Here is a 23,404-nt window from a genome sequence, read left to right on the forward strand (position 1 = left end):
TTATCCTAAAAAGCTTTAGATCAGAACTTCTCCATCATTGAGGATATGGTATTCCTGCTTTGTTTCGGCTGAATACTGTTGCAGATCTTTGTCATCAAATTGCTGTGGAATGTAACATTGTTCATGAGAAAACAATCCGTAGTGAATAGGAACCAGCTTTTGAGCATGCAGTAAACGAGCTGCTGAAAAGGCTTCTTTTATATTGAGCGAAGCTGCAACAGGGCTGTATTCCAATCCTACGATCTCAAAATTGACCACCACTCCATTCACGGGTAAAAAGGCGTAATTGATATCTTCGTTTTCTTTTCCGAGCTTCCAGAATTGGTTGTGCCAGATGGTATCTCCGCCATGAAAGATTTTGGTACTGCCATCCTCAACGATCCACGAAGACTGCATATCTCCTATTCCATCCATCGCATACACCGGTTTGAATGTAATATTGTTTTCCGTGAAGGTTTCGTTAAGGTTCAGCACAACGATTTCTACATGCTCTACATGCTCTCTCACCAAAGGCTCCAATGCTGAATAAACGATCAGCTTTCCGTCTTTTTTGAGGCATTTTTCAATGACGCTTTTATCAAAGTGATCCAAATGCATGTGGGTAAAAATGATGTAGTCTGCCTGTACGTTATCAGAGAATACGATCAGTTCATTAGCAGCCTCTCCAAGAACGGGTTTGTAATAGGAAAAGTCTTCTACAGCGTCTATTAAAATCGTTTTGTTCTGTGTAGTAAGCTTAATTCCAGCCCAGTTTAATTTTTGTATTTCCATACTTTTTTCTTTTCAGCAAAGGAAAAAACTTAAGAAGGGTAAAACAATAAACAAAAGTTAATTAATGAAGGAGGGAAGAGTGAAGATAACAGTGTAGGTTATTGTTGAAAAGCAAAGATTTAAAATATTCTGATGTTATATAAAAGAAACAAAGATTGCGGCTAAATCGCTGACTAAGCTAATGATAAGAGCAAATTTTATTAATTTTTCGGTCTCTACGTAATCCTCTTTCTGATTCTGCTTAGGGAAATTGGGGTGATTCCAATATAGGAAGCAAGATATTTCAGAGGGATATTCTGGATATAATGCGGTTTGTGCTTCAAAAGATATTCGTACATATCCTGAGGAGTGTTTTTCAGTAAAAGCATTTCCCGCTTCATGGCTGCATTGAGTTTGCTGCTTAGATAGTAATTCTGAACGAAGCGGCATCCCGGGTTGATGACAAACATTTCTTTCACCTCATCCAGGCTTATTTCCCAGGCCAAACCTTGGTTAATAGATTCATAGATTCCCTCAGAATCATTATGGTCAACGATAAAGATATCGCCTGGAAAATAAAATTCTGCACAAATCTCAGTATCTATATCTGAGGGGGTATGAAGGTAATATTTACGGACCAGCCCATCTTCCACAAGATAGGCTTTATTGTCCGGAAATAGATTTTTCTTTGAAAATTCAACGCGGGCAAATTTCTCCCAGATAGGGTCGTCATCCTCTACATTCAGGTGTGAAAATAGTTTTTTGTTGATGGTTGCCAATGTTGAATATTATAGATTAAAGTAAATTTTCATCTACAAGGTTAGGAAGGGTCACTTTTAGGTTAGGTTCTACTTCCATTGCTCTTTTAATGGCGAAAATAGCGCCTTCGTTTCTTGCCCAGCTTCTTCTTGAGATCCCGTTGTTTACATCCCAGAAAAGCATGGATTTTAATCTTCTGTCGGCATCTTCACTTCCGTCCAGCAGCATTCCGAAACCTCCATTGATCACTTCTCCCCAGCCTACTCCGCCACCATTGTGAATAGAAACCCATGTTGCGCCACGGAAACTGTCTCCAATGACATTATGAATGGCCATATCTGCGGTAAATCTTGATCCGTCATAGATATTGGAAGTCTCTCTATAAGGAGAATCTGTACCGGAAACATCATGATGATCTCTTCCCAAAACTACAGGTCCGATTTCTCCGTTTTTAATGGCTTTGTTGAAAGCTTCAGCAATCTTCATTCTTCCTTCTACATCTGCATAGAGAATTCTTGCCTGTGAACCTACAACAAGCTTGTTCTCCTGTGCTCCTTTGATCCACTGAATATTGTCTTTCATCTGCTGCTGAATTTCTTCAGGAGAGTTTTTCACCATTTCTTCCAATACGGCGCAGGCAATATCATCGGTCTTTTGAAGATCGTCTGGATTTCCGCTGGAACATACCCAACGGAATGGCCCGAAACCATAATCGAAACACATAGGTCCCATAATATCCTGAACATAACTTGGGTATTTGAATTCTCTGCCTAATGTAGGATTTTCTGCCATTACATCTGCTCCTGCTCTGGAAGCTTCCAGTAGAAAGGCATTTCCGTAATCGAAGAAATAGGTTCCTTTTTCTGTATGTTTGTTGATGCCAGACGCGTGTCTTCTCAATGTTTCCTGAACTTTTTCTTTGAATAATTCGGGATCTTCGGCCATCATTTTATTAGATTCTTCAAAACTCTGCCCTGCAGGATAGTAACCACCCGCCCAAGGGTTGTGAAGTGAAGTCTGGTCTGAACCAATATCTATTCTAAGGTCTTCCTGAGCAAATTTCTCCCAAACTTCCACAATATTTCCAAGGTAAGCCAGAGATACTGTTTCTTTGTTTTCCTGTGCTTCTCTTACTCTTTTTACCAATGCATCAAGATCTTCATGAATTTCGTTGACCCATTTCTGATCATGACGAATCTTGGTAATTTTTGGATTCACTTCTGCACATACGGTAACGCAACCGGCAATATTACCTGCCTTTGGCTGTGCTCCACTCATTCCTCCTAATCCTGAGGTTACAAATAATCCTCCTTTCGGTTCTTTTTTTATTTTTCTGAAAGCGTTTAAAACAGTAATTGTTGTTCCGTGAACAATTCCCTGTGGGCCAATATACATATAGCTCCCCGCTGTCATTTGTCCGTACTGAGTAACCCCCAGTGCATTGAATTTCTCCCAATCATCCGGCTTGGAGTAGTTCGGGATCATCATTCCGTTGGTCACCACTACTCTTGGTGCCTCTTTGTGAGACGGAAAAAGCCCCATCGGATGCCCTGAATACATTACTAATGTCTGCTCGTTGGTCATTTCAGACAGATATTTCATCGTCAGCAGGTATTGTGCCCAGTTTGAAAATACAGCACCATTTCCTCCGTAAGTAATCAGTTCGTGAGGGTGTTGAGCTACGGCATAATCCAGGTTATTCTGAATCATCAGCATGATCGCTTTGGCCTGTTCAGATTTTCCGGGATAGTCTGTGATGGGTCTTGCCTTCATTTCATAATCCGGACGGAAACGATACATATAAATTCTTCCGTACTCTTCCAGTTCTTGCTTAAATTCCGGAATAAGCTCTGCATGAAACTGAGGATCGAAATAACGTAAAGCATTCTTCAATGCCAGTTTTTTCTCTTCTTCTCCTAAAATTTCTTTACGCTTTGGAGCGTGGTTGATATTGGTCTCGTATGGTTTAGCCTGTGGCAGCTGGTTTGGTATTCCCTGTTGGATTTGTTCTTGAAATGTCATATTACTATTTAAAGGTCTATGTTGTAAACAATGTTTGAAGTTTTAAAGATATTCAAATTAGAAAATATAGGCAAGTAAAAGGCAAAACTGTCGATTTGCTTTTTACTGACCTGTGATTGAGGAAAGGTTTCATGTCATTAATTGTCTATCTTTGAAAAAGGCACCTCACATTCCCCTCCTGTGGAAGGGTGGATTCCAAGGTTTTATAAACATTGGAAGATGGGGTGGTAAAAACACACGATCATGAAAGAAATATTAACGACCATTGAAGGAATTCCTATCTGCAGGAATTTTGTTGAAAATCTATCCTACAACCCTCATTTAAAAGTATTGTTAAAAGAAAAACGTAAAGCCCGGATTCTGGGTGAAGTCATCTTCTGGAAGAAAGTGAGAGCAAAAACTTTTCATAAGATTGATTTTGACAGACAAAGAATTATTGGAAATTATATTGTCGATTTTTATGTAAAAACTCTTGGATTAATTATAGAAATTGACGGTTCAAGCCACAACGAAAAACAAGTATATGACGGAATAAGGGACGAATATCTTAAATCGTTAGGATTACTGATGTTTAAGGTTTCCGAGTTTGATATAAGCCATAATCTGAGTTGGGTGATGAAAGAGCTGGAGGGTTTTATTGTTCTGCATTATGGAACCACCCCTACAGATGAAAAACAACCATATGACGGAATGAGGGACGAATATCTTTGAATCGTTTGTGGTATTGATTTTTAAGATTTCTGAGCGGGATGATGATGAAGTTGGAGGATTTTATTGTTCTTTACTATAAAACCACCCCGTCTTCAAAAATTTCTTGAATTTTTGAATCCACCCCTCCGGAGGAGGGGAATGTTGTACTTACCTATCTATCCAGATCTTGGGAATAAAAAACCTCACTGAAATCAGTAAGGTTAGTTTATTAGGAATCAAAACTTAGGTTAAAACATCATCGTTTTCTTCTTCATGATCGTCGTCATTATCACTTAAGCTCCAATAATTATTCTCTTCATCTTCTGCGCCAATTTCTTCCATATCATCATCTTCTTCTGCACCGGGAATGTCTAATCCTTTATCTATTTTATCTTCATCAGTATCTTCATCCAGAATAGGGTTACCATCACCATCTATAGGAATATGTTTTTCTCTTTTAAATATATCTTCATTCGGGCTGTACTCCATTTGTTCCAGCTTTTTGTTCTGTTCGTTTATATTTTCTTCTGGTGCCATAGTATTTATATTTTAAGTTGATAGAATAAGAACAAAAATAATTCCAACCCGTGGTTTTTTCGATTGATATTTTTCTAAAAGCCCTATCGAAATTAGCTATTCAACATTGAACCAACCTCATTTTATTGTAATTTAATTTAATAAAAAAAGGGATATAAAATGAGAAAGCACCCATTAAAAAGTTTTAAATGAATCTGCTATTTATAAACTTCAGGATTGGCACAGGCAGCCATTTTTTCACCTTTTGAGAAAGCAATAATGTTTCCGGCGGCAAGTCTGGCCATTCCATTTCTGGCTTCAATAGTAGCAGAACCAATATGGGGTAATACGCATACATTGGAAAGTTCCAAAATAGGATCATCCGATGACATAGGTTCAGGATTGGTAACATCAAGCCCTGCTCCCCATATTTTCCCTTCAACCAATGCATTATACAGATCTTTTTGGTTGTGAAAGCCGCCTCTCGCTGTATTGATAAAGATCGTATTAGATTTCATTCTGTCAAAAACAGAACTGTTGAACAGCTCTTTATGTTCGGGAGTAAAGCTGGCGTGAATACTCAAAACATCCGAATTTTCAATCAACTCATCAAACGAAACATATTTTGCTCCCAGCATTTTTTCAGCCTCTTCGTTACGGTGGCGGTTGTGATAGATGATATTCATATCAAAAGCTTTTCTGGACTTTTCAGCCATTTCAAAACCTATTCTGCCAAGTCCGAAAATACCTAATGTTTTTCCGTATAACTCCTGTCCCAAAGCATGTAGGGGATCGAATGCATTCCAATCTCCATTTTTCACTTTCTGAAAATTATAACTTGCGCTTCTTGCTACAGACTGCATCAATAAAAAAGCAACATCGGAGGTCGCTCTGCTGAGAACATCTGGAGTATTCCCTATCGGAATTTTTCTACGATTGGCTTCCTGAATATCCACGTGGTCAAATCCAACGGAATACAGAGCAATAGCTTTAACATTGGGACAGGCATCAAAAAAATCTTTATTATATTTAAAATCTCCTCCCACATTTAAAATGGCATCTGTATTTTTACAGTATTCCAGCCATTCTTCATGAGACAGGTTTTCATTTTCGGGAATTATTACCTGTAATCCTTCTTCTTTAAGCATTTCTATCCCGATTTCCGGAATTCTTTTATTGACAAAAACTTTCATTGTGATGTATTTGATTGTGTTGAATAAAAAAACCTCACTCGCAAAAAGTAAGGTTATTTAACTTTAATATTAAAAATATTTCTTTTCATCCGAATGTTTTGTTGGGTATATATCGATTGATATTTATCTCAATAATGAAGTGTTTACTTGAATTCAATTTTCATTCCGAAATGCGTTAAAATATTTTAAATTTTCTTTAAAATCTCATCACTTTCAGTTCCGGAAGCATGAATTTTTACAGGGACATTTCTACCCGCAAAGAACTGGTGTTTGAGACCAACTCGTTTACCAATTCCGTTGATTCATTTTAAAGATTCAATCAAAACTTATGATATTACTGATTGGTGTTTCCCAGCATCGGAACAAATTTATAAGCCCCAAATTCTTCTTTTTCAAATTCTGTAGGTCCTATTTTGGTAAATCTGAACAGCACCTGTTCATCCGTCGGACCCAATGGGATTACCATTATTCCTCCAATGTTCAGTTGTTTTAAAAGTTCCGTAGGTAAAGTGGAAGCACCACAGGTTACTATAATTTTGTCAAAAGGAGCAAAAGTAGGAAGTCCAGCAAAACCATCTCCAAAGCTCTGAAATTTTGGAGTCAGATGAAGTTCCCTAAGTTTATTCTTTGAAAAATCAAAGAGATCCTTCTGCCTTTCTACCGTGTATACCAAAGCTTTCATTGCTACCAGTACGGCTGTCTGGTATCCGCACCCTGTTCCAATTTCCAAGACCTTCTCTCCTGCTTTTACCTTAAGCAGCTCTGACTGCTCTGCTACGGTAGAGGGATGTGAAATAGTCTGATGGGCGAGAATGGGGAAAGCCCTGTCTTCATAAGCAAAATCTTCAAAAATACTTTCGATGAAAAGATGTCTCGGAACCTTATTCATTGCCGAAAGTACATTTTCGTCTGAAATTCCAATTCTGTTTCGAAGATACTCGACTAATTTTTTTCTTTTTCCTTTATGTACAAACGAATCATGCATAGGACAAAAGTAAGAAATTAGATTTTAGATTCCGGGGAATAAAGAAAAGAATTATCCACAAAAAACAAGCAATCCAAAAATGACTGCTTTGTTTTTATTTCTTAATTCCATTTTATCAGATAAGGTCCGTAAAACACACTAAAAGTATTATCAGCACATTTTTTTCTGACAAAAAAGTTATAGTTCTGGGTTTTACTTAATCCTGTGTAAATGGCTTTTTGACCGGTCATTGCTAATTGTCCACTTGAAGGCGGTGCAGAACTTACTGCCAAAACAGTTTCATACGCAGAAACCCCATCATTATCCCAGGATACTGTAGCATCAAAAGTAGAAGAAAGTGCGGAGGAAGTCGTTTTGGTATAAGTTGCATAGGCTGGCTGTACACAGGTTGTCGTACTACTTGCCAAAACAGTAATAGGTCCCGCCCAGTTACTCCGTCCATTCTCTATTCCGCAGTTTTTTCTTACATAAAGATCATATTTATTATTCTGATAAAGCGGGAGGCTATAAGAATTTTTGTCGGTAACCACCGTGGTTCCATTTCCTAAAGAAAAACCAGGTTCTCCATACTGCACTTCATAATGACCTTCGCCCGCGGTGTTCACGTTCCAGGAAAGGGTGTTAGTTCCTTTTTCAAATGTCAAATTTGTTGGTGTTCCACATTTAGCTTGCGGATCATATGGACTATCACCTAAACATCCGGCAGTACATAGCCCAAAGATCAATACAATTGAAATTATTCTTTTCATCGTTATTTTTCAGACCGTGAATTTACTGTAATTTATTTAATGAATTAGTGATCTCAAACAGACTTATCCTCTTCCCTATCTTCAAGTGAAAAGTCATGTATTTTATAAATGTACATTCACTATATTTACAAAAATTTAATACAGCTATGTTAAAAGCAGGTTTGGTAGGTGCCGGACACTTGGGGAAAATACATTTAAAACTTCTTAATCAGTCAGATAGATATGAGTTTGTAGGTTTCCATGATAAAGATGTTGAAAACGGAAAAAAATTAGAAGCCGAATTCGGGTATACCTATTTTGAAAATTTCGATGAATTGCTTGAGCAGATCGATATGCTGGATATTGTTACTCCAACGATCTATCATTATGATTATGCATTAAAAGCCATTGAAAAAGGGCTTCATTTCTTTATTGAAAAGCCGGTAACCCAAACACTTGAACAGGCAGAAGAAATCCTTCATTTGTGTCAGGAAAAAGGTATCAAAGCGCAGGTAGGACACGTTGAGCGATACAATCCTGCATTTATTGCGACGAAGGAATATATCAGCAATCCGATGTTTATTGAAATCCACAGACTGGCTGAATTCAATCCAAGAGGAACGGATGTTTCAGTGGTGCTGGATCTTATGATTCACGATTTGGATATTCTATTGAGCATTGCCAGATCAAAAGTTAAAAATATTCACGCAAGCGGAGTTTGTGTAGTCAGCAAAACCCCGGATATTGCCAACGCAAGAATAGAGTTTGAAAACGGATGTGTTGCTAACCTTACCACTTCCAGAATTTCTATGAAAGCAATGAGAAAAAGCAGATTCTTCCAGAAAGACGCTTATATTTCCGTTGATTTCCTTGAGAAAAAAGCAGAAGTGATTAGAATGAAAGATGCTCCAGAAAATCCTACTCCATTTGATATGATCATTGAAAATGCGGAGGGCGAAAAGAATCAAATCTTGTTTGAATACCCGAATATTCAGCCTAATAATGCTATTCTTGATGAGCTAAATTCTTTTGCAGATGCCATTACAGGTGATAAAAATGTAGAAGTTTCATTAGAAGACGGAACCGAAGCTTTAAAGGTGGCTTTGGAAATTATGAAACTGATCAGTTAAAAATACGCTGTCTTATTAAGCAGCAAAGAATTATGCTATCTTATAATCAGAATAATGGATTATGAGGTAGCATTTTTAATTTCTGATGTTCTTAAATATAAGCGCAAATATTTCATTTTTAACCCTTTATTATATTCAGTAAGCAAAGGTTGCATCAATTTAATGAAGCGATATAACTCATTCTACTGATTTCTACTCTGTAGTCTTTAAACCATGTGATGAAATAAAAATTTTCCGTTAAAAATTAGCAGTTTCTTAAAATAAAATCATTTTCCAAATAAAAAAATAATATATTTGAAGAACAATTCAATAAAGTATTGAAAGATTTTGTTTTACATATATGGCTACCAGACACCATCAATGAGCTTACAACAGGTTCATTTTGGAATGTCACCATTTATGATCAATTCTAATATTTCCCTATTATTTTAAACCAATGAAACTACTATGAAAAGAGCTATTCTATTATCCACACTTTTATTGTCTCAATTTGGGACATCACAATTATTAAAGACCTCTGGGCAAAAGATTGTCAATGATAAAGGAGAGAATATTCAGTTAAGAGGTTTGGGCCTTGGCGGCTGGATGCTTCAGGAAGGATATATGCTGAAAACTGCAGATTTCGCGGGGCCACAGTATAAAATAAAGGAAAAAATAGCTGAACTGGTTGGCCAGGACGGAATGAAGGATTTCTACAAGGCTTATCTGAAAAACGGAATTACAAAACAGGATATTGATTTTTTGGCAAAAGCCGGTTTCAACTCCATCAGGCTTCCCATGCATTACGACCTCTATACCCTTCCTATTGAAAAAGAGCCTGTAAAAGGAAAAGATACGTGGCTGGAAGAGGGTTTTAAAATGACCGATGATCTGCTTCAATGGTGTACAGATAATAAAATTTACCTGATATTGGATCTTCATGCAGCTCCTGGAGGGCAGGGAAATGATGCCAATATTTCTGATAATGACAAATCCAAGCCTTCTTTATGGGAAAATGAAGAAAATCAGAGAAAAACGGTTGCTTTATGGAAAAAACTTGCTGAAAGATATAAGGATAATCCTTGGATTGGAGGCTATGATCTCATCAACGAACCGAATATTAACTTCACCGGTAAAAACCCGAACGGAACAGATGAGATGTCTAATGCTCCACTTTGGAAACTTCAGAAGGATATTACAACAGCCATTCGAGAGGTAGATAAAAAACATATTATTTTCATCGAAGGAAACGGATGGGGAAATAACTATAACGGACTCCCTGCTCTTTGGGACAAAAATATGGCCTTTAGTTTTCATAAATACTGGAACTATAATGATGACCAGACCGTAAAATTCGCCCTGGATCTCAGAGAGAAGCACAATGTCCCGATATGGCTCGGAGAAACCGGAGAGAATTCCAATGTGTGGTTTACAGAACTTATTCAGCTTTTGGATAAGCACAATATTGGCTATGCATTCTGGCCTATGAAAAAAATAGACAACATTGCAGGAATTGCCAATGTGAAAATAACTCCGGAATATGAAAAGCTTTTGGATTATTGGAAAAATGGAGGGGAGAAGCCTTCTAAAGAATATGCTAAGAAAGCATTGATGCAGATTGCCGACAATTATAAACTGAGCAACACGGAGATCAAGAAAGATGTAATTGATGCAATGTTCAGACAGGTGACGAATGCTTCAACAAAGCCATTTAAAAACCATCAGATTCCCGGAAGAATATTTGCTTCGGAATATGATTTGGGAAGAATTGGTGCGGCTTATCAGGATAAGGATTTTATAAATCTTTGGGTAAGTGATCCAGCGAAAAGATCAGAATGGAACTCGGGCCAACAAATGAGAAATGATGGTGTAGATATTTATAAATGTAACGATCAAATCACCAACCAATATTATGTGGGGAAAACAGAATCCGGAGAATGGCTTCAGTATACCATCAATTCCAAGGCTGATAAAAATTATAGCATTGATATAAGATATGCTGCTGACAAAGATTCAAAAATAAGAATTGAAACTGCTTCAGGAAAAGTCTTAGCTACGGTATCACTGGCATCTACAGGTGGAAATGAAAACTGGAAAACAGTTTCGGCAAAAAACATCAGTCTTCAGAAAGGAGAAAACAAGATCAGAATCGCGTTTGAGAATGACGGTGCCAATCTGAATTATTTTGAAGTAAAATAGTAATAATTATATTAAATTGCAGCTCTCTTCCGGTCTTTGGAGGAGAGCTTTTTAATTTGAATATTATGAAAAAAACAGCATTTATTTTCCTTTTGATTTCAGCATTTTCATTTGCTCAGACTTCAGTATTGGAACAAAAAATAAATTCAATTCTTAAGAACAAAAGAACAACCGTTGGGGTTTCTGTCTTAGGCTTTGAAAACGGTTTTAAGTATGATCAAAATGCAGAAAAGAAGCTTCCTATGCAAAGTGTATTCAAGTTTCATATTGCTGCAACAGTACTACATTATGTAGATCAGGGAAAACTTTCTCTGGATCAGAAAATTGCACTTAACAAGTCTAATTTACTTGAAAATACATGGTCGCCCCTTCGAGACAAGTATCCTGGAGGAAATGTAGAAATCCCTCTAAGTGAGATCATTGAATATACTGTTGCTAAAAGCGATAATAATGGCTGCGATATTCTGCTTGGATTATTGGGAGGAACCCAGACTGTTCAAAAATTCATGGATTCCAAAGGGATAAAAGGTTTTCAGATTCAGTACAATGAAGAAGAAATGCACAAGGACTGGAATGCTCAGTATAAAAATTACAGCACCACAAAATCTGCAGTGGATGTTCTTAAAAAGTTCTATGACAGAAAATTAATATCAGAAAAGTCAACCGATTATCTGATGAAGGTAATGCTATCTACTTCAACAGGATTAAACAAAATGGTAGAGCAACTTCCTAAAAACACTCCCGTAGCAAGAAAAACCGGATCTTCTGGTAAAAATAAGGAAGGTATAACAGGTGCAGAAAATGAAATTGGAATCGTTACTTTACCCAATGGGAAACATTATGCATTAGCCGTATTTGTAAGTAATTCAACGGAAACCGATGCTATCAACTGTAAAATAATCTCTGATATCTCTAAAGCAGTGTGGGATAATTTTAATAAGTAAAATATTAAGCTTAATTTTAGCGAAGAGAATTGAGCAATCATTTATGAAAAAGATAATAACAGCTGCGGCTGTATTTTGTTTTACATTTTTCTATTCACAGAAGAATCAAAACTACTTGGAAATTGGCTATGCAAGCGTATGTTGTGGTCCTCCATCTGAAAAACCTGTCATCGGTTACCTGAAAGAATTCAAAAAGAAAAACCATATCAGGAGTCTGGAAATTCTAAAGCACGGAGGTTTGGGCCGAGAAGGCGAATTCAGGTTGTATATTGGCACAGATTATCTTACCAAAAATCAGAAAAGCCGTCTTATAAGAGGTCTTATGGCTACTGTTTCCAACCAGAATAACGGAAGAAAACAGGAAAGCAATGGAACGGTCAATTTTGATTCGGCGAATGTTGTTCATCAATCGGACCTTATCAATTCTAAAAATTTAACTATCTATAAAAAATAAAAGAAAAATGATCAAAAACATTGTAGTTATCGGAGCGGGAACTATGGGGAACGGTATTGCGCATACTTTTGCCCAAAGCGGATTTAAAGTAAATCTTGTAGATGTATCTCAGGACGCTTTAGATAAAGGGATAAAAACCATTACTACCAATCTTGACAGAATCATTGCAAAGGGTAACCTTACAGAGGAGCAAAAAGCAGAGACTTTAGGAAATATCACCACTTTTACAGCTCTAAATGACGCAGTAGGAGCAGCTGATCTTACTGTAGAAGCGGCTACTGAAAACCTTGATCTAAAATTAAAGATCTTCGGACAAATGGACGAGCTTGCCCCTGCAAACTGCATCCTTGCAACCAATACTTCATCTATTTCCATCACAAAAATTGCTGCTGCTACAAAAAGAGCAGATAAAGTGATCGGAATGCATTTTATGAACCCAGTTCCTATCATGAAACTTGTGGAAATCATCAAAGGATATTCAACATCTAAAGAGACTTTCGATTCAATCTATGAAATGAGTAAGACTTTGGGCAAAGTTCCTGTAGAGGTAAATGACTATCCGGGTTTCGTAGCAAACAGAATTTTAATGCCAATGATCAACGAATCTATTGAGACTCTTTATAACGGAGTTGCGGGGGTAGAAGAGATTGATACGGTAATGAAATTAGGAATGGCTCACCCGATGGGGCCTCTTCAACTGGCGGATTTTATTGGCCTAGATGTATGTCTTGCTATCCTTAATGTAATGTATGACGGTTTCAAGAATCCTAAATATGCTCCCAATCCATTGCTTGTAAACATGGTAACTGCTGGAAAACTGGGAGTTAAATCCGGAGAAGGATTCTACGATTATTCAGAAAGTAAAAAAGCTGAAAAAGTTTCAAAAATGTTTTTGAAATAATCTTAAGTCAATAATTTTATTTATCTTTGAGAAAGTTAAAACATTAAAAAAATGAAATTACCAAAGTTTTTATTAGCAGATAATTCGGAGTTTCCAGAAGATCTATTCGTAGTTCATACAGAATATCCAAGATTTATCCTAAACGTTGAAGAAGAAGAAGTTGAGTGGTTAGATGATCTTGAAGGTGATGATGAAGAAACGATGGCAGATGAAGCTACAAAAGTAGTAGAGGCAGCATTCAAATGGTGCGATGAAGAATTGGCTAAGTACGACGAAGAAGAGGAAGATTAATAATACTCTAAACATAAAAAAGGAACTCAAATTGAGTTCCTTTTGTTTTTTATTCTGATTTCGTAAATTTCAATAATAATAAATTGTCTTTATACAATTCAAGAGTATTTCCAGAGATCACATATTTGTTTGCTTTCCCCATCATATCCATAAAGTTCTGCTCTACTCCGATATTATTACACATCATTTTGGTAGAACCCATCTGACCAGCGGTAAAACCACCTGTAGAAGGATCTATGGTAGCTGTCCCAAAGTAATTGTTGCAACCTGCATTACCCGTGATCTTTTCTCCTTCAATATTCAATGTTGGAATTTTTCCTTTTACATTATCTGCCAACGTCCATTTTGTATTCGCAAGAGCAGGCTGAGCCTTTCCTACTTTAGATGCAGACGGGCTGCTCATGCTTCCACAAGAAACCAATACTGCTGCTGTACATATACTTAAAAAAAGATTTTTCATTTTTTACTTTTTGAATTAATTCAAATTTACGGAAATTATATTATTTAAACGGGTTGGGGTCAATTTTATTATCCTTTCTCACTTTATTTTACACAGGAAAATACATCAATTGTACACAAGTTTTTCATTGTGAATGATAAAGAAAAAAATACATTTATAAAAAAACGGACCCCAAAAAGAGTCCGTTTCTATAATGATATAATAGTTTACAATTAAGATCTCAATTCTGCATTGAATTCTTTCTGGAAAGCTTTGATAAGGGAATCCATTACTTCGCTGATTTCCTTTTCTTCCAATGTTTTTTCTTCGTTTAACAGTTCGAAGCTCATGGCGTAAGACTTCTTCCCTTCCGGAAGGTTTTTCCCTTCATACACATCAAACAGGTTGATATTTTTGATGAATGGAGATTTGTTTTTCTTCGCCGTCTGATACAATTCCTGATAGTTGATATTCTTATCAATCAGTAATGCCAAATCTCTTCTGATTTTGTTGAACTTCGGAATGTCTTTGAATTTCAATTCATTTTTAGAACGTAGTTCCTGAGCGTATTCCAATTCAACTTCAGCATAGAAACATTCCTGATCGATATCAAATTCTTTCAATAATGCCGGAGCTACTTTTCCTATTCTTACCAAAGCTTTTCCGTCCGCTTCATATACTAAAGCATCTGAGAATCTTTCGTCAGATAAAGCAACTTCCTTATAGTCTACAGCCAGTTTTTCCAATAACACTTTAACATACGCTTTAAGGTTATAGAAACTTACTGCAGATTTAGGCTGAAGCCAGTTTTCGGCAACATCTCTTCCTGTCACAAGAACAGCAAGCTGTTTTCTTTCTTCGTATTTATCTTTTTTGTGATAGATCTTTCCGAATTCAAAGAATTTGATGTCCTGATTTTTTCTGTTGATATTATACACCGCATTCTGAAGAAGACCTTCCAATAAAGATTTTCTCATGAATGCCAGGTCACCGCTTAAAGGGTTTAATAACTTTACAGCATCGGTTTCATCTTTCACTGAAGTTAGGGAGTTATTCATTACTTCATTGAAACCAAGGCTCTGTAAGGTTCTTGCCCAGCTGTTTTCCAATTCGTCCTGGTCATTTGCACTAAGCTTAACCGGGGTAAATGAAATCTTTTGTGGCGCATCGATCTTGTTGTAACCGTAAATTCTCAAAATTTCCTCAATCACATCAATTTCTCTTGTCACGTCAGCTCTGTAAGCCGGTACTGAGATTTCAAAGCCGTTAGGAATTTCATTTAAAACCTGAATTTCCAATGCTTTTAAAATTTCTTTTACTTTTTCTCTGTGAATTTTCGTTCCTAAAATCTGTTCGATTTTTGAGAATCTTAAAATCACATAGTTATCTTCAATTTTCTTAGGATATTCTTCCAATAGTTCTCCTACCAGCTTTCCTTCTGCAATTTCCTGAATCATTTTGATAGCATGAGTGATTGCTGTTCTCGTAAGATTAGGATCTACTCCTCTCTCGAATCTGAACGAAGCGTCTGTATTCAAAGTATGAGCTTTTGCTCCTTTTCTCACCGCGATAGGATTGAAATAAGCACTTTCCAGGAATATAGTTTTTGTTGTTTCAGATACTCCTGATTTTTCACCTCCAAATACTCCGGCAATACACATTGGAGTATCTTTACCGTCTTTGATCATGATTTCAGAACCGTTCAACGTTCTTTCCACACCATCTAAAGTAGTAAATTTTGTTCCGGCTTTCACTGTTCCTACTTTCACTTTTTTGTCTGCAATTTTATCTGCATCAAATGCGTGAAGCGGTTGGCCATAACCGTGAAGGATATAGTTGGTAATGTCTACAATGTTGTTAATCGGGCTTAGTCCGATTGCTTTTAGTCTGTCTTTTAACCAGCCTGGAGATTCTGCAACTTTTACCTCTTCAATCACAGCACCAATGTATCTTGGGCATAATTCCGCATCTTCAATTTCCAGTTTGAAATCGTGAGAACCTTCATTATTTAAAGCTTCGGAAGCTACTTTGTTAAACTGAGACTTCAGCTGGTTCGTAGAAAGATAGGCGTGCAAATCTCTGGCTACCCCATAGTGAGACATAGCGTCTGTTCTGTTTGGCGTTAACCCGATTTCAAAAACTTCGTCATTAGTTAATTCAAAATAGTCTGCAAAGTTTTTACCAACTTCATATTTGGTTTCGTCCAGCACCATGATACCTCCATGGTCATCACTAAGACCAAGTTCATCTTCTGCACAGATCATTCCCTGAGAAACCTCTCCACGGATTTTTGCTTCTTTAATTTCAAAAAAGTTTCCGGTTTTATCATAGATTTTTGTTCCAACAACTGCAACAGGTACAGTTTGTCCTGCTTCTACATTAGGAGCTCCGCAAACAATGTTCAGCACTTTTCCGCTTCCTACCTCTACTGTTGTCTTCTTCAGTTTATCAGCGTTTGGATGTTTTTCACAGGTTAATACTTTACCTACTACAATACCTTCCAGACTGCCTTTTACACTTTCGAATTTATCTATCCCTTCAACCTCAAGACCTATGTCTGTAAGGAATTCACCGATTCTTTCAGTTTTTAATTCCGTTTTTACAAAGTCCTTCAGCCAGTTGTTTGATATTTTCATTTGTTTATCTATCTACTTTTTTAATTGGTCAGATGAAACCAATGGTTTCTTCTGTACTATTTTGAAACTTTCATTTTGAAAATTCACGCAACTATTCACGTGGTTTTTCGCGGTACAAATGTCGTGTTTTTTTGAGAAATAGAGAAATTTAGAAGCAATTTTAAGATAATTAATTTTCATTAATTTACAGCACCGGAATTAAATAAATCACTCCGGCTCTATTCCTGACTTTCCCGGAAAGATCTATAGAACAAAGCATTTCTTGAATTTACCCTGCAGTGGGTTTTATTACTTTCTTTAGGCTATCAGAAAACACAACTAATCCTCCTGCCATCATCATGATATCTTTCAGTACCAAACGTCCTGCTCCGGAGAGATAGGGAAAACCAAACTCAGATGTGGGAAAATCCCCACCTAATGCAGGAACATATACTTCAGGAGTTGTGATCAGGAATGATAAAGTAGTTAACGACATAAAAAATGTCAGGGCCCCGCCTAAAGCACCCAGTTTGGGAAACCAGATTCCTAATAGCATCAAAATTCCTATTATGACAATCATAGTTCCTAAACCATAAGAAAATGAATACGTTCCATTATTCTGGTGCCAATTTATATTTTTTGTAACCATCTTACCTTCCGGATTTTTATACAAGGTATATTCCGAAACGGTCTTTTGATCTTCATTAAGGACCTTATTGTCCGCGTTTTTATAGAAAAAACTCATCAAAGGGCTATTAGCGACAAAAGGAACTATTCCTTCAGCTTCGTAATGAAATGCCTTTAATCCACCAATCCAGGCCATTACAATGAAAATTGAAATTCTTAAAAAGTTTAAAAAACTTTTGTCTAATCTTACTAAAAGAGTGTACAAGTTATTGTTCTGCATGTGATTTATTTTTTCAACAAATGTATTCAGACGCAGAACGTTACAACATAGATATTTAAGGATATTACATGGACATTTTCGCCACAATTGAGATTCCTACCTTTTCTCTGTACTTTTTGGGTGAACATCCCACCGATTTCTTGAAATATCTGCTAAAGTAGAATTCATCAGAGAATCCCAGCTCTGAAGAAATTTCTTTAACAGAACGATATGTTAAATGCAGCAGTTTTTTAGCCTCCAAAATAATTCTTTCATTGATAAGCTGCGTTGGTGTTTTTGCAAATTCTTTCTTTACAGCTTTGCCGAGCGTATTATTGGTAATATTCAGTTTATCGCTGTAGAATGAAAGTTCTTTTTCACTTTTAAAATAATTTTCTAATAGTTTTTGAAATTCTGCAGCATTTTTATTAGGCAGCTTCTCGTTAGCCATTAAACTGTTTTCAATACTTCTTTTCTGTTTACTTCCGATGGCAAGAATCAGCTGAATGTATGTTTTAATAATAGATTCGGAAAAAGGATGTTTCTCCGTCTCTTCTTTCCTTATGTAGTTGAATAACTCCAAAATATATTCATAATGTTCTTTTGAAAGCTCAATACCCGGGTTCAGATAAATATTATTGAAAAGAAGCCCGTTGCAGGCTACTTCTTCTTTATGATATTCTATGCAGTAATAATCTCCATGAAAGAAAAGAATATTAATTTTCTCATCAGATTCCGGAGCCAGCTTCACTTTCTGATAAGGGGAAAGGAAAAGAATATTATACTTTTTGTAAGAATAATTAATCTGATCCACAGAAAAAACACCGGTCCCTTCCCACAAGATAACACTATAGTTTTCGGTGGTAAATTCTGAAGGAAAATCTGAGGTACAATGAGAATGTATTTTTACTTCCATAATAAAAAAATTGTACAAACTGGTTGCTTTACTAACCTAATTTAATATTCTTTTGAATATGTTTTTTTCTCTGCTAAATATTCGTTTTTAGTTCCGTCCCCTGTCCTGAAAAGCGTTTTGATGGTTTCTCTATATTTATCGTTTTCTACCCTTGGAAGGTAACATACAAAATGCAAATGGGGACCTTTACTCCATCCTGTATTTCCGCTTAATCCAATAACTTCTCCTTTTTTTACCTGATCGCCAATTTTTACTTTAACTCCATTTTGTTTTAAATGATAATATTGTGCAAAGGTCCCATCCTGATGTAGAATGGTAATATAATTAGCTTTATCTACGCAGCTCCTGGTGGGGCATCCTGTATTATTAACACTTACAAAATCTGTTACCAACCCTTCTCTTGCAGCAATAACCTCAGTGCCTTCCGGCATTGTAAAATCCAAAGAGTTTTCGTTTTGGTGAGAGAAAGTACCGTTATATCCCTGATAGATATTGAAAGATTTTCCTTTTTTAAAAGGTAAGTCGTAATGATAATTTTTATCATAATTCTTTAATGTAACATCCCCAATATACATCATATAACCTGGAATTTTTTTCACTTTCCAGCTTTTTGTTTTATCATCAATAATGAAGTAGCCGACTTTATTTTTTACCGACTTTGCAGGAATCACCTGAGTTGTTTTAAAAGGCTGCGGTATCCTCATATTCTCTACTTCAGGAGATCCTGAGAACACTAGGGACATTGGATATAGACCATTATTATCGGCATAAAGACTCAAAGTATCCCCTTTTTTCTCATGGTACACTTTAATATTATTTTGTGAAAATGAGAAAGTAAACAACAATAATAAAAGAAGAGTCGTTATTTTTTTCATTATTATTCCTAAGGTATATTTTTTATATGGTTTGATAAATTGAAAACAAAATATCAGAGAACATTCATAGATTTTCATCCTAAAAACCAGCTAGAATGACTACAAAAAGCCGGAAAAAATTCCGGCTTTTTGTAATTGTTATGTAGTAATGTTACAATCCGATTACCGGCATTGAAAGCATTAAGATGTTTTCGTTTTCTTCAAGACCGTCAAGAGGTTCGATAATTCCAGGTCTGTTAGGCTGAGACATTTTCATAGTAATATCATCTGATCCTAAAATCGTCAGCATTTCAGTTAAGAATTTTGAGCTGAAACCGATATTGATATCTTCTCCGTTGTAATCACATGGAATCTGCATATCTGCTTTGTTTGCATATTCAGTATCTTCTGCATGAAGGTGAAGAATATTTCCTGAAAGCTTAAATCTTACCTGATTTGTAGATTTATTAGACATGATTGATGCTCTTTTGATCGCTCCCAGTAGAAGGTTTCTATTGATCGTTAATACATTGGGATTTTCCTTAGGAATTACCGCAGTATAGTTTGGATATTTTCCATCGATCAGTCTACAGATCCAGATATGTTTATCAAAAGTAAATTTAGCCATATTCTCATTGAAGTCGATTTTCACCTCTTCATTAGAACTTGCCAGGATATTTTTGAAGATATTCAAAGGCTTCTTAGGCATGATAAATTCCATAGGTTCAGCATTCATTAGATCGGCTCTTTTATAAACAACCAATCTGTGGGAGTCTGTAGAAACGAAGTTGGTTTCGTTTTCTCCAAACTGGAAAAGCACTCCTGTCATTACTGGACGAAGGGAATCGTTACTTGTAGCGAATAATGTATTGGTTAAAGCTTCAGACAAAACTCCTGCCGGCATTGTTACACTCTGAGAAGCGTCGAATTCCGGCAACTCAGGATAGTCATCTGCATTGTCTAATGCTACTGCGAAATTGTCTTTTTCATCTAAAATCTCAAGCTGACTTCCAGTACCTTCTGCATTGTCTTTTACCACAAATGTCAGAGGCTGTTCGCCATAAGTCTTGATAAAATCCTGAAAAATTTTAGCAGGAACAGCAAATTTACCTGAGTCATCAGACTTCACCTCCAAAGAAGTTACAAGAGTCGTCTCGCCGTCAGATGCTGTAATGGTCACATTATTTCCGTCTAATTCAAAAAGATAGTTTTCTAAAATCGGTCTCGATTGAGAGCTTGATATTACGCCACTTACAGTTTGCAAAGCCTTCTGCAGTTCACCACTTGAAATAATAAATTTCATAGATTTATAAAATAAGTTTCTACAAATATAATAAATAGATATAACAAAGAAAAAAATAATAAGGAGGAGTTTTTAACAAACATCATCAATCTGTTCGCAGAGCGGATATTAAGTTCATACTTTCTGCAAATTTTCTGTTTTTTGAGAAAAATATCAACGAAACCATCCGCCACTCTCCTTTTTTAATCCTGTTACCCAAATATAGCAGATAAAAGGTTATAATCAAAATACAAAACCTATCTTTGTTGTAAAAGTTGACCATCATGCGAAAACCTCCCCTTCATAAAAGTTTTCTGAATGCTTTTCGGGGTATTTCTGCTATGGTAAAAACAGAAAGAAATTTCCAGATTGAACTCACTGCCTTCTTTGTGAATCTGTTTTTAATTTTTTATTTGCAGCTCAGCAGTATAGATGCAACGATTATTTTAATCGTCTCATTTGCTGTTTTAAGTGCTGAAATTTTCAATACTGCAATAGAGAGGATATGCGACATCGTCCAACCGAATTTCGATAAAAGAATAGGCTTTATTAAAGACGTTGCTGCCGGCGCCGTTATACTGATGGCTATTGCCTCTGTAATCGTAGGGATTTTGGTATACCGGAAGTATATTTTCGTCTGATTACTAAATGAGTAGGCGGTTTATTTTTTTCTTAATTTTATTATAAAACTTAACGAAAAATTCATATAATTTAATAATTTTCATTAAGTTCGCCAAAAATTAATTTTATGAAGAAGTTTTTAGTAGGAATTTTGGCTATTGCAGCGCTTTCATCATGTGATACCGGTGATGCCAGTGTATTTATTTCTGATAATTCCAGCAATAATACATCCGCAGTGGTAGGAATATGGAAAATACAAACTCAATTTCAAATTTCAGGAACTGATAAAACGACTGTCATTAAAGAAACTCCTCCTGATGACTGTAAGAAGCAGGGAACCTATGAGTTCAGAAATGATGGTAAATATTATATGACTGATTATAACAACGTAAGTTCGAACTGTGTAAAAACGCAAACAACTGTGCCTTATCAGTACGATCCTGTAATCATGAAATTAGCCATTAACAATAGTAGTGCTGATGTAATAGAAGTTTCTGCCAATAAGCTTATCATATTAGTTAATGACAACTATGATTATAACGGAGATGGAGTTAATGACTTTATTAAAACAGTTTTCTATAAGTAATCTTTACTTTTAAAATTATAAAAAAGCCTGCCTTCTATACAAGAAAGCAGGCTTTTTTATGAGTACATCTGTTTTATTGTACAGCAATTAAAATATCTACTTCAGCATCAGAGGGATTTCGTGCTTTTTCTCCATAGATTTCAAAATCTGCTGTAAACTCTCTGCCTAAATCCATATTCCAGATTTTAATCCATTCGTTAATTACTAAACGATCAGCTAAATTTCCTTTTGCCGTAAATTTCACATAATTTCCTCCTTCAAAGGAGATGCCAGTCATTCCTTCAGGAATATGATCCAGGTTTTCTACTTTACATCCTAAAATAGTGGTATAAGGCTTTGTATGATCCTTTTCATACTCGGTATAAATAGAATATACGTTATCATCTACTTTATTGGGAATACGATCTGAAATATTCTCTTTCATAAATTTCTCCCATAATACCGGAATATCCTTTGCTGCCTGATTATTTTCATTCGTAGTTCTTACTGAAATTCCAATAACCTGAAAAGGTTCTACTTTTGTGATGTTCATTGTTTATTTTTTTGTGTAATAAAGATACTGACAGATTGTGACAACTGTATGTCAGTAGCTTTATAGGGTTTTAAGATCACATTTGTTATGAGTAGTTATGAGTATTACTTTCCCACATAAATGAATCCTATATTACCGGATTTAAAGAGCGTTTCAATTCTTTTGTAGTCATCTACTTCATATTCATCTGCCTGAAGAATTTCCGCTTCTGTAACTTCAAAAAGTTTTCCTTCCACCTCATCTTTATCATCTCCTGAAAATATAAGTACCGGATGGTATTGTTGGCCACTTTTGCGAAGAACTTCTGTATCTGTTATCTCCAGCATATCAAGTTTATAACCGGACAATGTATCATTTTCACCCTGTAACAGCCTTCCGAAGGTTTCAAGCTGTACCTGTTCTTTTTGCAGGGTTCCGTAAGAAAATAACTTGGGCATTATAAATATTTTTCAATGATTGGTATTGCGATCTCCGCCATCATTCCATACCCTTTTTCGTTGGGGTGAACTCCATCTTCAGAAAGTAAGATCTCTTTATCCTGTAAAAAGGCACTATGAAAATCAATATAAGTAAGAGCTTCCTCTGCTACAATCTCTTTAAGGATTTCATTATATTTCACTACCTCATCATTCGTTCTCAACTTTCCTGAACTTACCACGGCTCCATCTACTTTTTGGGCAAAAGGGAGAATACTGACAAGGTAAATATTATTGGAAAACAGTCTGGCATGTTGAACTGCTGTTTTGATATTCTTTTTAAATTGCTCCGGATTTACGATTTGTATATCTTCTTTCACCGCAAGATCATTCGCTCCGTAGCTTATAAAAATAATATTTCCGTCCGGTGAGTTTCTCGCACTTAATTCATTAGGCATTCTTTTTAGTAAACCTTCTGTGCTTTCTCCACCAATTCCAAGGTTATAAAGAATCAATTCATCTCCATTTCCTTCATGAAATCTCTGTAAAGCGTATCTTTTCAGAATATCTACCCAACCGCCAAATACTCCGTCATATTCTCCGTAAGTAATGCTGTCACCGAAGAACAGCCCGTAAATAATTTTTTTCATTCAATAATCAGTTCTTGCTCATTTATACGAGTAAAAATATTAAGAAAAAACTGTTTAAGAATTATA

At 36.0% G+C, this 23,404-nt stretch carries 25 protein-coding genes; 9 read left to right on the plus strand and 16 right to left on the minus strand.

The window, feature by feature from the left end:
• Positions 1-15: 15 nt before the first annotated feature.
• The 3 genes from ACQ76T_RS09650 to ACQ76T_RS09660 form a co-directional block, all read right to left on the minus strand.
• Complete coding sequence (locus tag ACQ76T_RS09650; protein ID WP_431343095.1) at positions 16-771, minus strand: MBL fold metallo-hydrolase; 756 nt, start codon at positions 769-771, stop codon at positions 16-18.
• 215 nt (positions 772-986) lie between these two features.
• Positions 987-1,529, minus strand: coding sequence for a Crp/Fnr family transcriptional regulator (locus tag ACQ76T_RS09655; RefSeq protein ID WP_431343096.1), 543 nt, complete (start codon positions 1,527-1,529; stop codon positions 987-989).
• 16 nt (positions 1,530-1,545) lie between these two features.
• A complete protein-coding gene (locus tag ACQ76T_RS09660; RefSeq protein ID WP_431343097.1) occupies positions 1,546-3,531 on the minus strand; it encodes a urocanate hydratase in 1,986 nt (661 codons plus the stop codon).
• Between the two features lie 243 nt (positions 3,532-3,774).
• Between ACQ76T_RS09660 and ACQ76T_RS09665 the strand changes: the two genes are divergently transcribed.
• Positions 3,775-4,242: an endonuclease domain-containing protein gene (locus ACQ76T_RS09665; RefSeq protein WP_431343098.1), complete on the plus strand. Its 468-nt coding sequence runs from the start codon at positions 3,775-3,777 to the stop codon at positions 4,240-4,242.
• Positions 4,243-4,464: 222 nt separating this feature from the next.
• On the opposite strand, the gene ACQ76T_RS09670 is transcribed toward ACQ76T_RS09665, so the two are convergent.
• From ACQ76T_RS09670 to ACQ76T_RS09685, 4 genes are all read right to left on the minus strand, one after another.
• Positions 4,465-4,758 (minus strand): hypothetical protein, encoded by a 294-nt coding sequence (locus ACQ76T_RS09670; RefSeq protein ID WP_431343099.1) that lies wholly within the window; start codon positions 4,756-4,758, stop codon positions 4,465-4,467.
• 197 nt (positions 4,759-4,955) lie between these two features.
• Positions 4,956-5,930 carry a 2-hydroxyacid dehydrogenase gene (locus ACQ76T_RS09675; RefSeq protein ID WP_431343100.1) on the minus strand — a complete coding sequence of 325 codons (975 nt, stop codon included), beginning with the start codon at positions 5,928-5,930 and terminating at the stop codon, positions 4,956-4,958.
• A 334-nt stretch (positions 5,931-6,264) separates the two neighbouring features.
• Positions 6,265-6,915 (minus strand): protein-L-isoaspartate(D-aspartate) O-methyltransferase, encoded by a 651-nt coding sequence (locus ACQ76T_RS09680; protein WP_431343101.1) that lies wholly within the window; start codon positions 6,913-6,915, stop codon positions 6,265-6,267.
• 101 nt (positions 6,916-7,016) lie between these two features.
• Positions 7,017-7,664 carry a hypothetical protein gene (locus ACQ76T_RS09685; protein ID WP_431343102.1) on the minus strand — a complete coding sequence of 216 codons (648 nt, stop codon included), beginning with the start codon at positions 7,662-7,664 and terminating at the stop codon, positions 7,017-7,019.
• A gap of 146 nt (positions 7,665-7,810) precedes the next feature.
• Between ACQ76T_RS09685 and ACQ76T_RS09690 the strand changes: the two genes are divergently transcribed.
• The 6 genes from ACQ76T_RS09690 (at position 7,811) to ACQ76T_RS09715 (ending at position 13,541) form a co-directional block, all read left to right on the plus strand.
• The gene (locus tag ACQ76T_RS09690) at positions 7,811-8,773 is read left to right on the plus strand and encodes a Gfo/Idh/MocA family protein (RefSeq protein ID WP_431343103.1); all 963 of its coding nucleotides are present in this window, start codon (positions 7,811-7,813) and stop codon (positions 8,771-8,773) included.
• A 447-nt stretch (positions 8,774-9,220) separates the two neighbouring features.
• Positions 9,221-10,951, plus strand: coding sequence for a cellulase family glycosylhydrolase (locus ACQ76T_RS09695; RefSeq protein ID WP_431343104.1), 1,731 nt, complete (start codon positions 9,221-9,223; stop codon positions 10,949-10,951).
• A 65-nt stretch (positions 10,952-11,016) separates the two neighbouring features.
• Positions 11,017-11,895 carry a CGA/CIA family class A beta-lactamase gene (gene bla-A, locus ACQ76T_RS09700; protein ID WP_431343105.1) on the plus strand — a complete coding sequence of 293 codons (879 nt, stop codon included), beginning with the start codon at positions 11,017-11,019 and terminating at the stop codon, positions 11,893-11,895.
• A gap of 43 nt (positions 11,896-11,938) precedes the next feature.
• Entirely contained in the window at positions 11,939-12,349 is a 411-nt protein-coding gene (locus tag ACQ76T_RS09705) for a hypothetical protein (protein ID WP_431343106.1), read from the plus strand.
• Between the two features lie 10 nt (positions 12,350-12,359).
• Positions 12,360-13,250, plus strand: a complete 891-nt coding sequence (locus tag ACQ76T_RS09710; RefSeq protein ID WP_431343730.1) for a 3-hydroxybutyryl-CoA dehydrogenase — start codon at positions 12,360-12,362, stop codon at positions 13,248-13,250.
• Positions 13,251-13,301: 51 nt separating this feature from the next.
• Positions 13,302-13,541, plus strand: coding sequence for a hypothetical protein (locus ACQ76T_RS09715; protein WP_002977986.1), 240 nt, complete (start codon positions 13,302-13,304; stop codon positions 13,539-13,541).
• Between the two features lie 49 nt (positions 13,542-13,590).
• Here ACQ76T_RS09715 and ACQ76T_RS09720 read toward each other — a convergent pair whose 3' ends face one another.
• From ACQ76T_RS09720 to dnaN, 6 genes are all read right to left on the minus strand, one after another.
• Positions 13,591-14,001, minus strand: coding sequence for an META domain-containing protein (locus ACQ76T_RS09720; protein ID WP_422693058.1), 411 nt, complete (start codon positions 13,999-14,001; stop codon positions 13,591-13,593).
• Positions 14,002-14,213: 212 nt separating this feature from the next.
• Entirely contained in the window at positions 14,214-16,616 is a 2,403-nt protein-coding gene (gene pheT, locus ACQ76T_RS09725; RefSeq protein ID WP_431343107.1) for a phenylalanine--tRNA ligase subunit beta, read from the minus strand.
• 268 nt (positions 16,617-16,884) lie between these two features.
• Positions 16,885-17,502 carry a DUF417 family protein gene (locus ACQ76T_RS09730; RefSeq protein WP_431343108.1) on the minus strand — a complete coding sequence of 206 codons (618 nt, stop codon included), beginning with the start codon at positions 17,500-17,502 and terminating at the stop codon, positions 16,885-16,887.
• Positions 17,503-17,566: 64 nt separating this feature from the next.
• Positions 17,567-18,397, minus strand: a complete 831-nt coding sequence (locus tag ACQ76T_RS09735) for a helix-turn-helix domain-containing protein (protein WP_431343109.1) — start codon at positions 18,395-18,397, stop codon at positions 17,567-17,569.
• 41 nt (positions 18,398-18,438) lie between these two features.
• Positions 18,439-19,272 (minus strand): M23 family metallopeptidase, encoded by an 834-nt coding sequence (locus ACQ76T_RS09740; RefSeq protein WP_431343110.1) that lies wholly within the window; start codon positions 19,270-19,272, stop codon positions 18,439-18,441.
• Between the two features lie 151 nt (positions 19,273-19,423).
• Complete coding sequence (gene dnaN / locus ACQ76T_RS09745; RefSeq protein ID WP_422693062.1) at positions 19,424-20,554, minus strand: DNA polymerase III subunit beta; 1,131 nt, start codon at positions 20,552-20,554, stop codon at positions 19,424-19,426.
• A gap of 263 nt (positions 20,555-20,817) precedes the next feature.
• On the opposite strand from dnaN, the gene ACQ76T_RS09750 reads away from it, so the two are divergent.
• The gene (locus ACQ76T_RS09750; protein ID WP_431343111.1) at positions 20,818-21,174 is read left to right on the plus strand and encodes a diacylglycerol kinase family protein; all 357 of its coding nucleotides are present in this window, start codon (positions 20,818-20,820) and stop codon (positions 21,172-21,174) included.
• A 107-nt stretch (positions 21,175-21,281) separates the two neighbouring features.
• Positions 21,282-21,740, plus strand: a complete 459-nt coding sequence (locus tag ACQ76T_RS09755) for a lipocalin family protein (protein WP_431343112.1) — start codon at positions 21,282-21,284, stop codon at positions 21,738-21,740.
• A 73-nt stretch (positions 21,741-21,813) separates the two neighbouring features.
• Here ACQ76T_RS09755 and ACQ76T_RS09760 read toward each other — a convergent pair whose 3' ends face one another.
• The 3 genes from ACQ76T_RS09760 to ACQ76T_RS09770 form a co-directional block, all read right to left on the minus strand.
• Positions 21,814-22,272 (minus strand): GyrI-like domain-containing protein, encoded by a 459-nt coding sequence (locus ACQ76T_RS09760; RefSeq protein WP_431343113.1) that lies wholly within the window; start codon positions 22,270-22,272, stop codon positions 21,814-21,816.
• Positions 22,273-22,376: 104 nt separating this feature from the next.
• Positions 22,377-22,709 (minus strand): gamma-glutamylcyclotransferase family protein, encoded by a 333-nt coding sequence (locus ACQ76T_RS09765; RefSeq protein ID WP_431343114.1) that lies wholly within the window; start codon positions 22,707-22,709, stop codon positions 22,377-22,379.
• Positions 22,709-23,338: an SGNH/GDSL hydrolase family protein gene (locus tag ACQ76T_RS09770; protein WP_431343115.1), complete on the minus strand. Its 630-nt coding sequence runs from the start codon at positions 23,336-23,338 to the stop codon at positions 22,709-22,711. The genes ACQ76T_RS09765 and ACQ76T_RS09770 overlap by 1 nt, the downstream gene beginning before the upstream one ends.
• Between the last annotated feature and the right edge of the window lie 66 nt (positions 23,339-23,404).

It is taken from the genome of Chryseobacterium sp. JK1 (assembly GCF_050632815.1).
Classification (GTDB): domain Bacteria; phylum Bacteroidota; class Bacteroidia; order Flavobacteriales; family Weeksellaceae; genus Chryseobacterium.

What these genes read in the sequence shown, in the direction of transcription:
- ACQ76T_RS09695 (WP_431343104.1), top strand. Translation starts at nt 9,221, where the DNA reads ATGAAAAGAGCTATTCTATTATCCACACTTTTATTGTCTCAATTTGGG.
- pheT (WP_431343107.1), bottom strand. Translation starts at nt 16,616, where the DNA reads ATGAAAATATCAAACAACTGGCTGAAGGACTTTGTAAAAACGGAATTA.
- dnaN (WP_422693062.1), bottom strand. Translation starts at nt 20,554, where the DNA reads ATGAAATTTATTATTTCAAGTGGTGAACTGCAGAAGGCTTTGCAAACT.
- ACQ76T_RS09690 (WP_431343103.1), top strand. Translation starts at nt 7,811, where the DNA reads ATGTTAAAAGCAGGTTTGGTAGGTGCCGGACACTTGGGGAAAATACAT.
- ACQ76T_RS09660 (WP_431343097.1), bottom strand. Translation starts at nt 3,531, where the DNA reads ATGACATTTCAAGAACAAATCCAACAGGGAATACCAAACCAGCTGCCA.
- bla-A (WP_431343105.1), top strand. Translation starts at nt 11,017, where the DNA reads ATGAAAAAAACAGCATTTATTTTCCTTTTGATTTCAGCATTTTCATTT.
- ACQ76T_RS09765 (WP_431343114.1), bottom strand. Translation starts at nt 22,709, where the DNA reads ATGCCCAAGTTATTTTCTTACGGAACCCTGCAAAAAGAACAGGTACAG.
- ACQ76T_RS09750 (WP_431343111.1), top strand. Translation starts at nt 20,818, where the DNA reads ATGCGAAAACCTCCCCTTCATAAAAGTTTTCTGAATGCTTTTCGGGGT.
- ACQ76T_RS09715 (WP_002977986.1), top strand. Translation starts at nt 13,302, where the DNA reads ATGAAATTACCAAAGTTTTTATTAGCAGATAATTCGGAGTTTCCAGAA.
- ACQ76T_RS09705 (WP_431343106.1), top strand. Translation starts at nt 11,939, where the DNA reads ATGAAAAAGATAATAACAGCTGCGGCTGTATTTTGTTTTACATTTTTC.
- ACQ76T_RS09720 (WP_422693058.1), bottom strand. Translation starts at nt 14,001, where the DNA reads ATGAAAAATCTTTTTTTAAGTATATGTACAGCAGCAGTATTGGTTTCT.
- ACQ76T_RS09730 (WP_431343108.1), bottom strand. Translation starts at nt 17,502, where the DNA reads ATGCAGAACAATAACTTGTACACTCTTTTAGTAAGATTAGACAAAAGT.
- ACQ76T_RS09740 (WP_431343110.1), bottom strand. Translation starts at nt 19,272, where the DNA reads ATGAAAAAAATAACGACTCTTCTTTTATTATTGTTGTTTACTTTCTCA.
- ACQ76T_RS09770 (WP_431343115.1), bottom strand. Translation starts at nt 23,338, where the DNA reads ATGAAAAAAATTATTTACGGGCTGTTCTTCGGTGACAGCATTACTTAC.
- ACQ76T_RS09675 (WP_431343100.1), bottom strand. Translation starts at nt 5,930, where the DNA reads ATGAAAGTTTTTGTCAATAAAAGAATTCCGGAAATCGGGATAGAAATG.
- ACQ76T_RS09680 (WP_431343101.1), bottom strand. Translation starts at nt 6,915, where the DNA reads ATGCATGATTCGTTTGTACATAAAGGAAAAAGAAAAAAATTAGTCGAG.
- ACQ76T_RS09650 (WP_431343095.1), bottom strand. Translation starts at nt 771, where the DNA reads ATGGAAATACAAAAATTAAACTGGGCTGGAATTAAGCTTACTACACAG.
- ACQ76T_RS09755 (WP_431343112.1), top strand. Translation starts at nt 21,282, where the DNA reads ATGAAGAAGTTTTTAGTAGGAATTTTGGCTATTGCAGCGCTTTCATCA.
- ACQ76T_RS09665 (WP_431343098.1), top strand. Translation starts at nt 3,775, where the DNA reads ATGAAAGAAATATTAACGACCATTGAAGGAATTCCTATCTGCAGGAAT.
- ACQ76T_RS09670 (WP_431343099.1), bottom strand. Translation starts at nt 4,758, where the DNA reads ATGGCACCAGAAGAAAATATAAACGAACAGAACAAAAAGCTGGAACAA.
- ACQ76T_RS09685 (WP_431343102.1), bottom strand. Translation starts at nt 7,664, where the DNA reads ATGAAAAGAATAATTTCAATTGTATTGATCTTTGGGCTATGTACTGCC.
- ACQ76T_RS09760 (WP_431343113.1), bottom strand. Translation starts at nt 22,272, where the DNA reads ATGAACATCACAAAAGTAGAACCTTTTCAGGTTATTGGAATTTCAGTA.
- ACQ76T_RS09735 (WP_431343109.1), bottom strand. Translation starts at nt 18,397, where the DNA reads ATGGAAGTAAAAATACATTCTCATTGTACCTCAGATTTTCCTTCAGAA.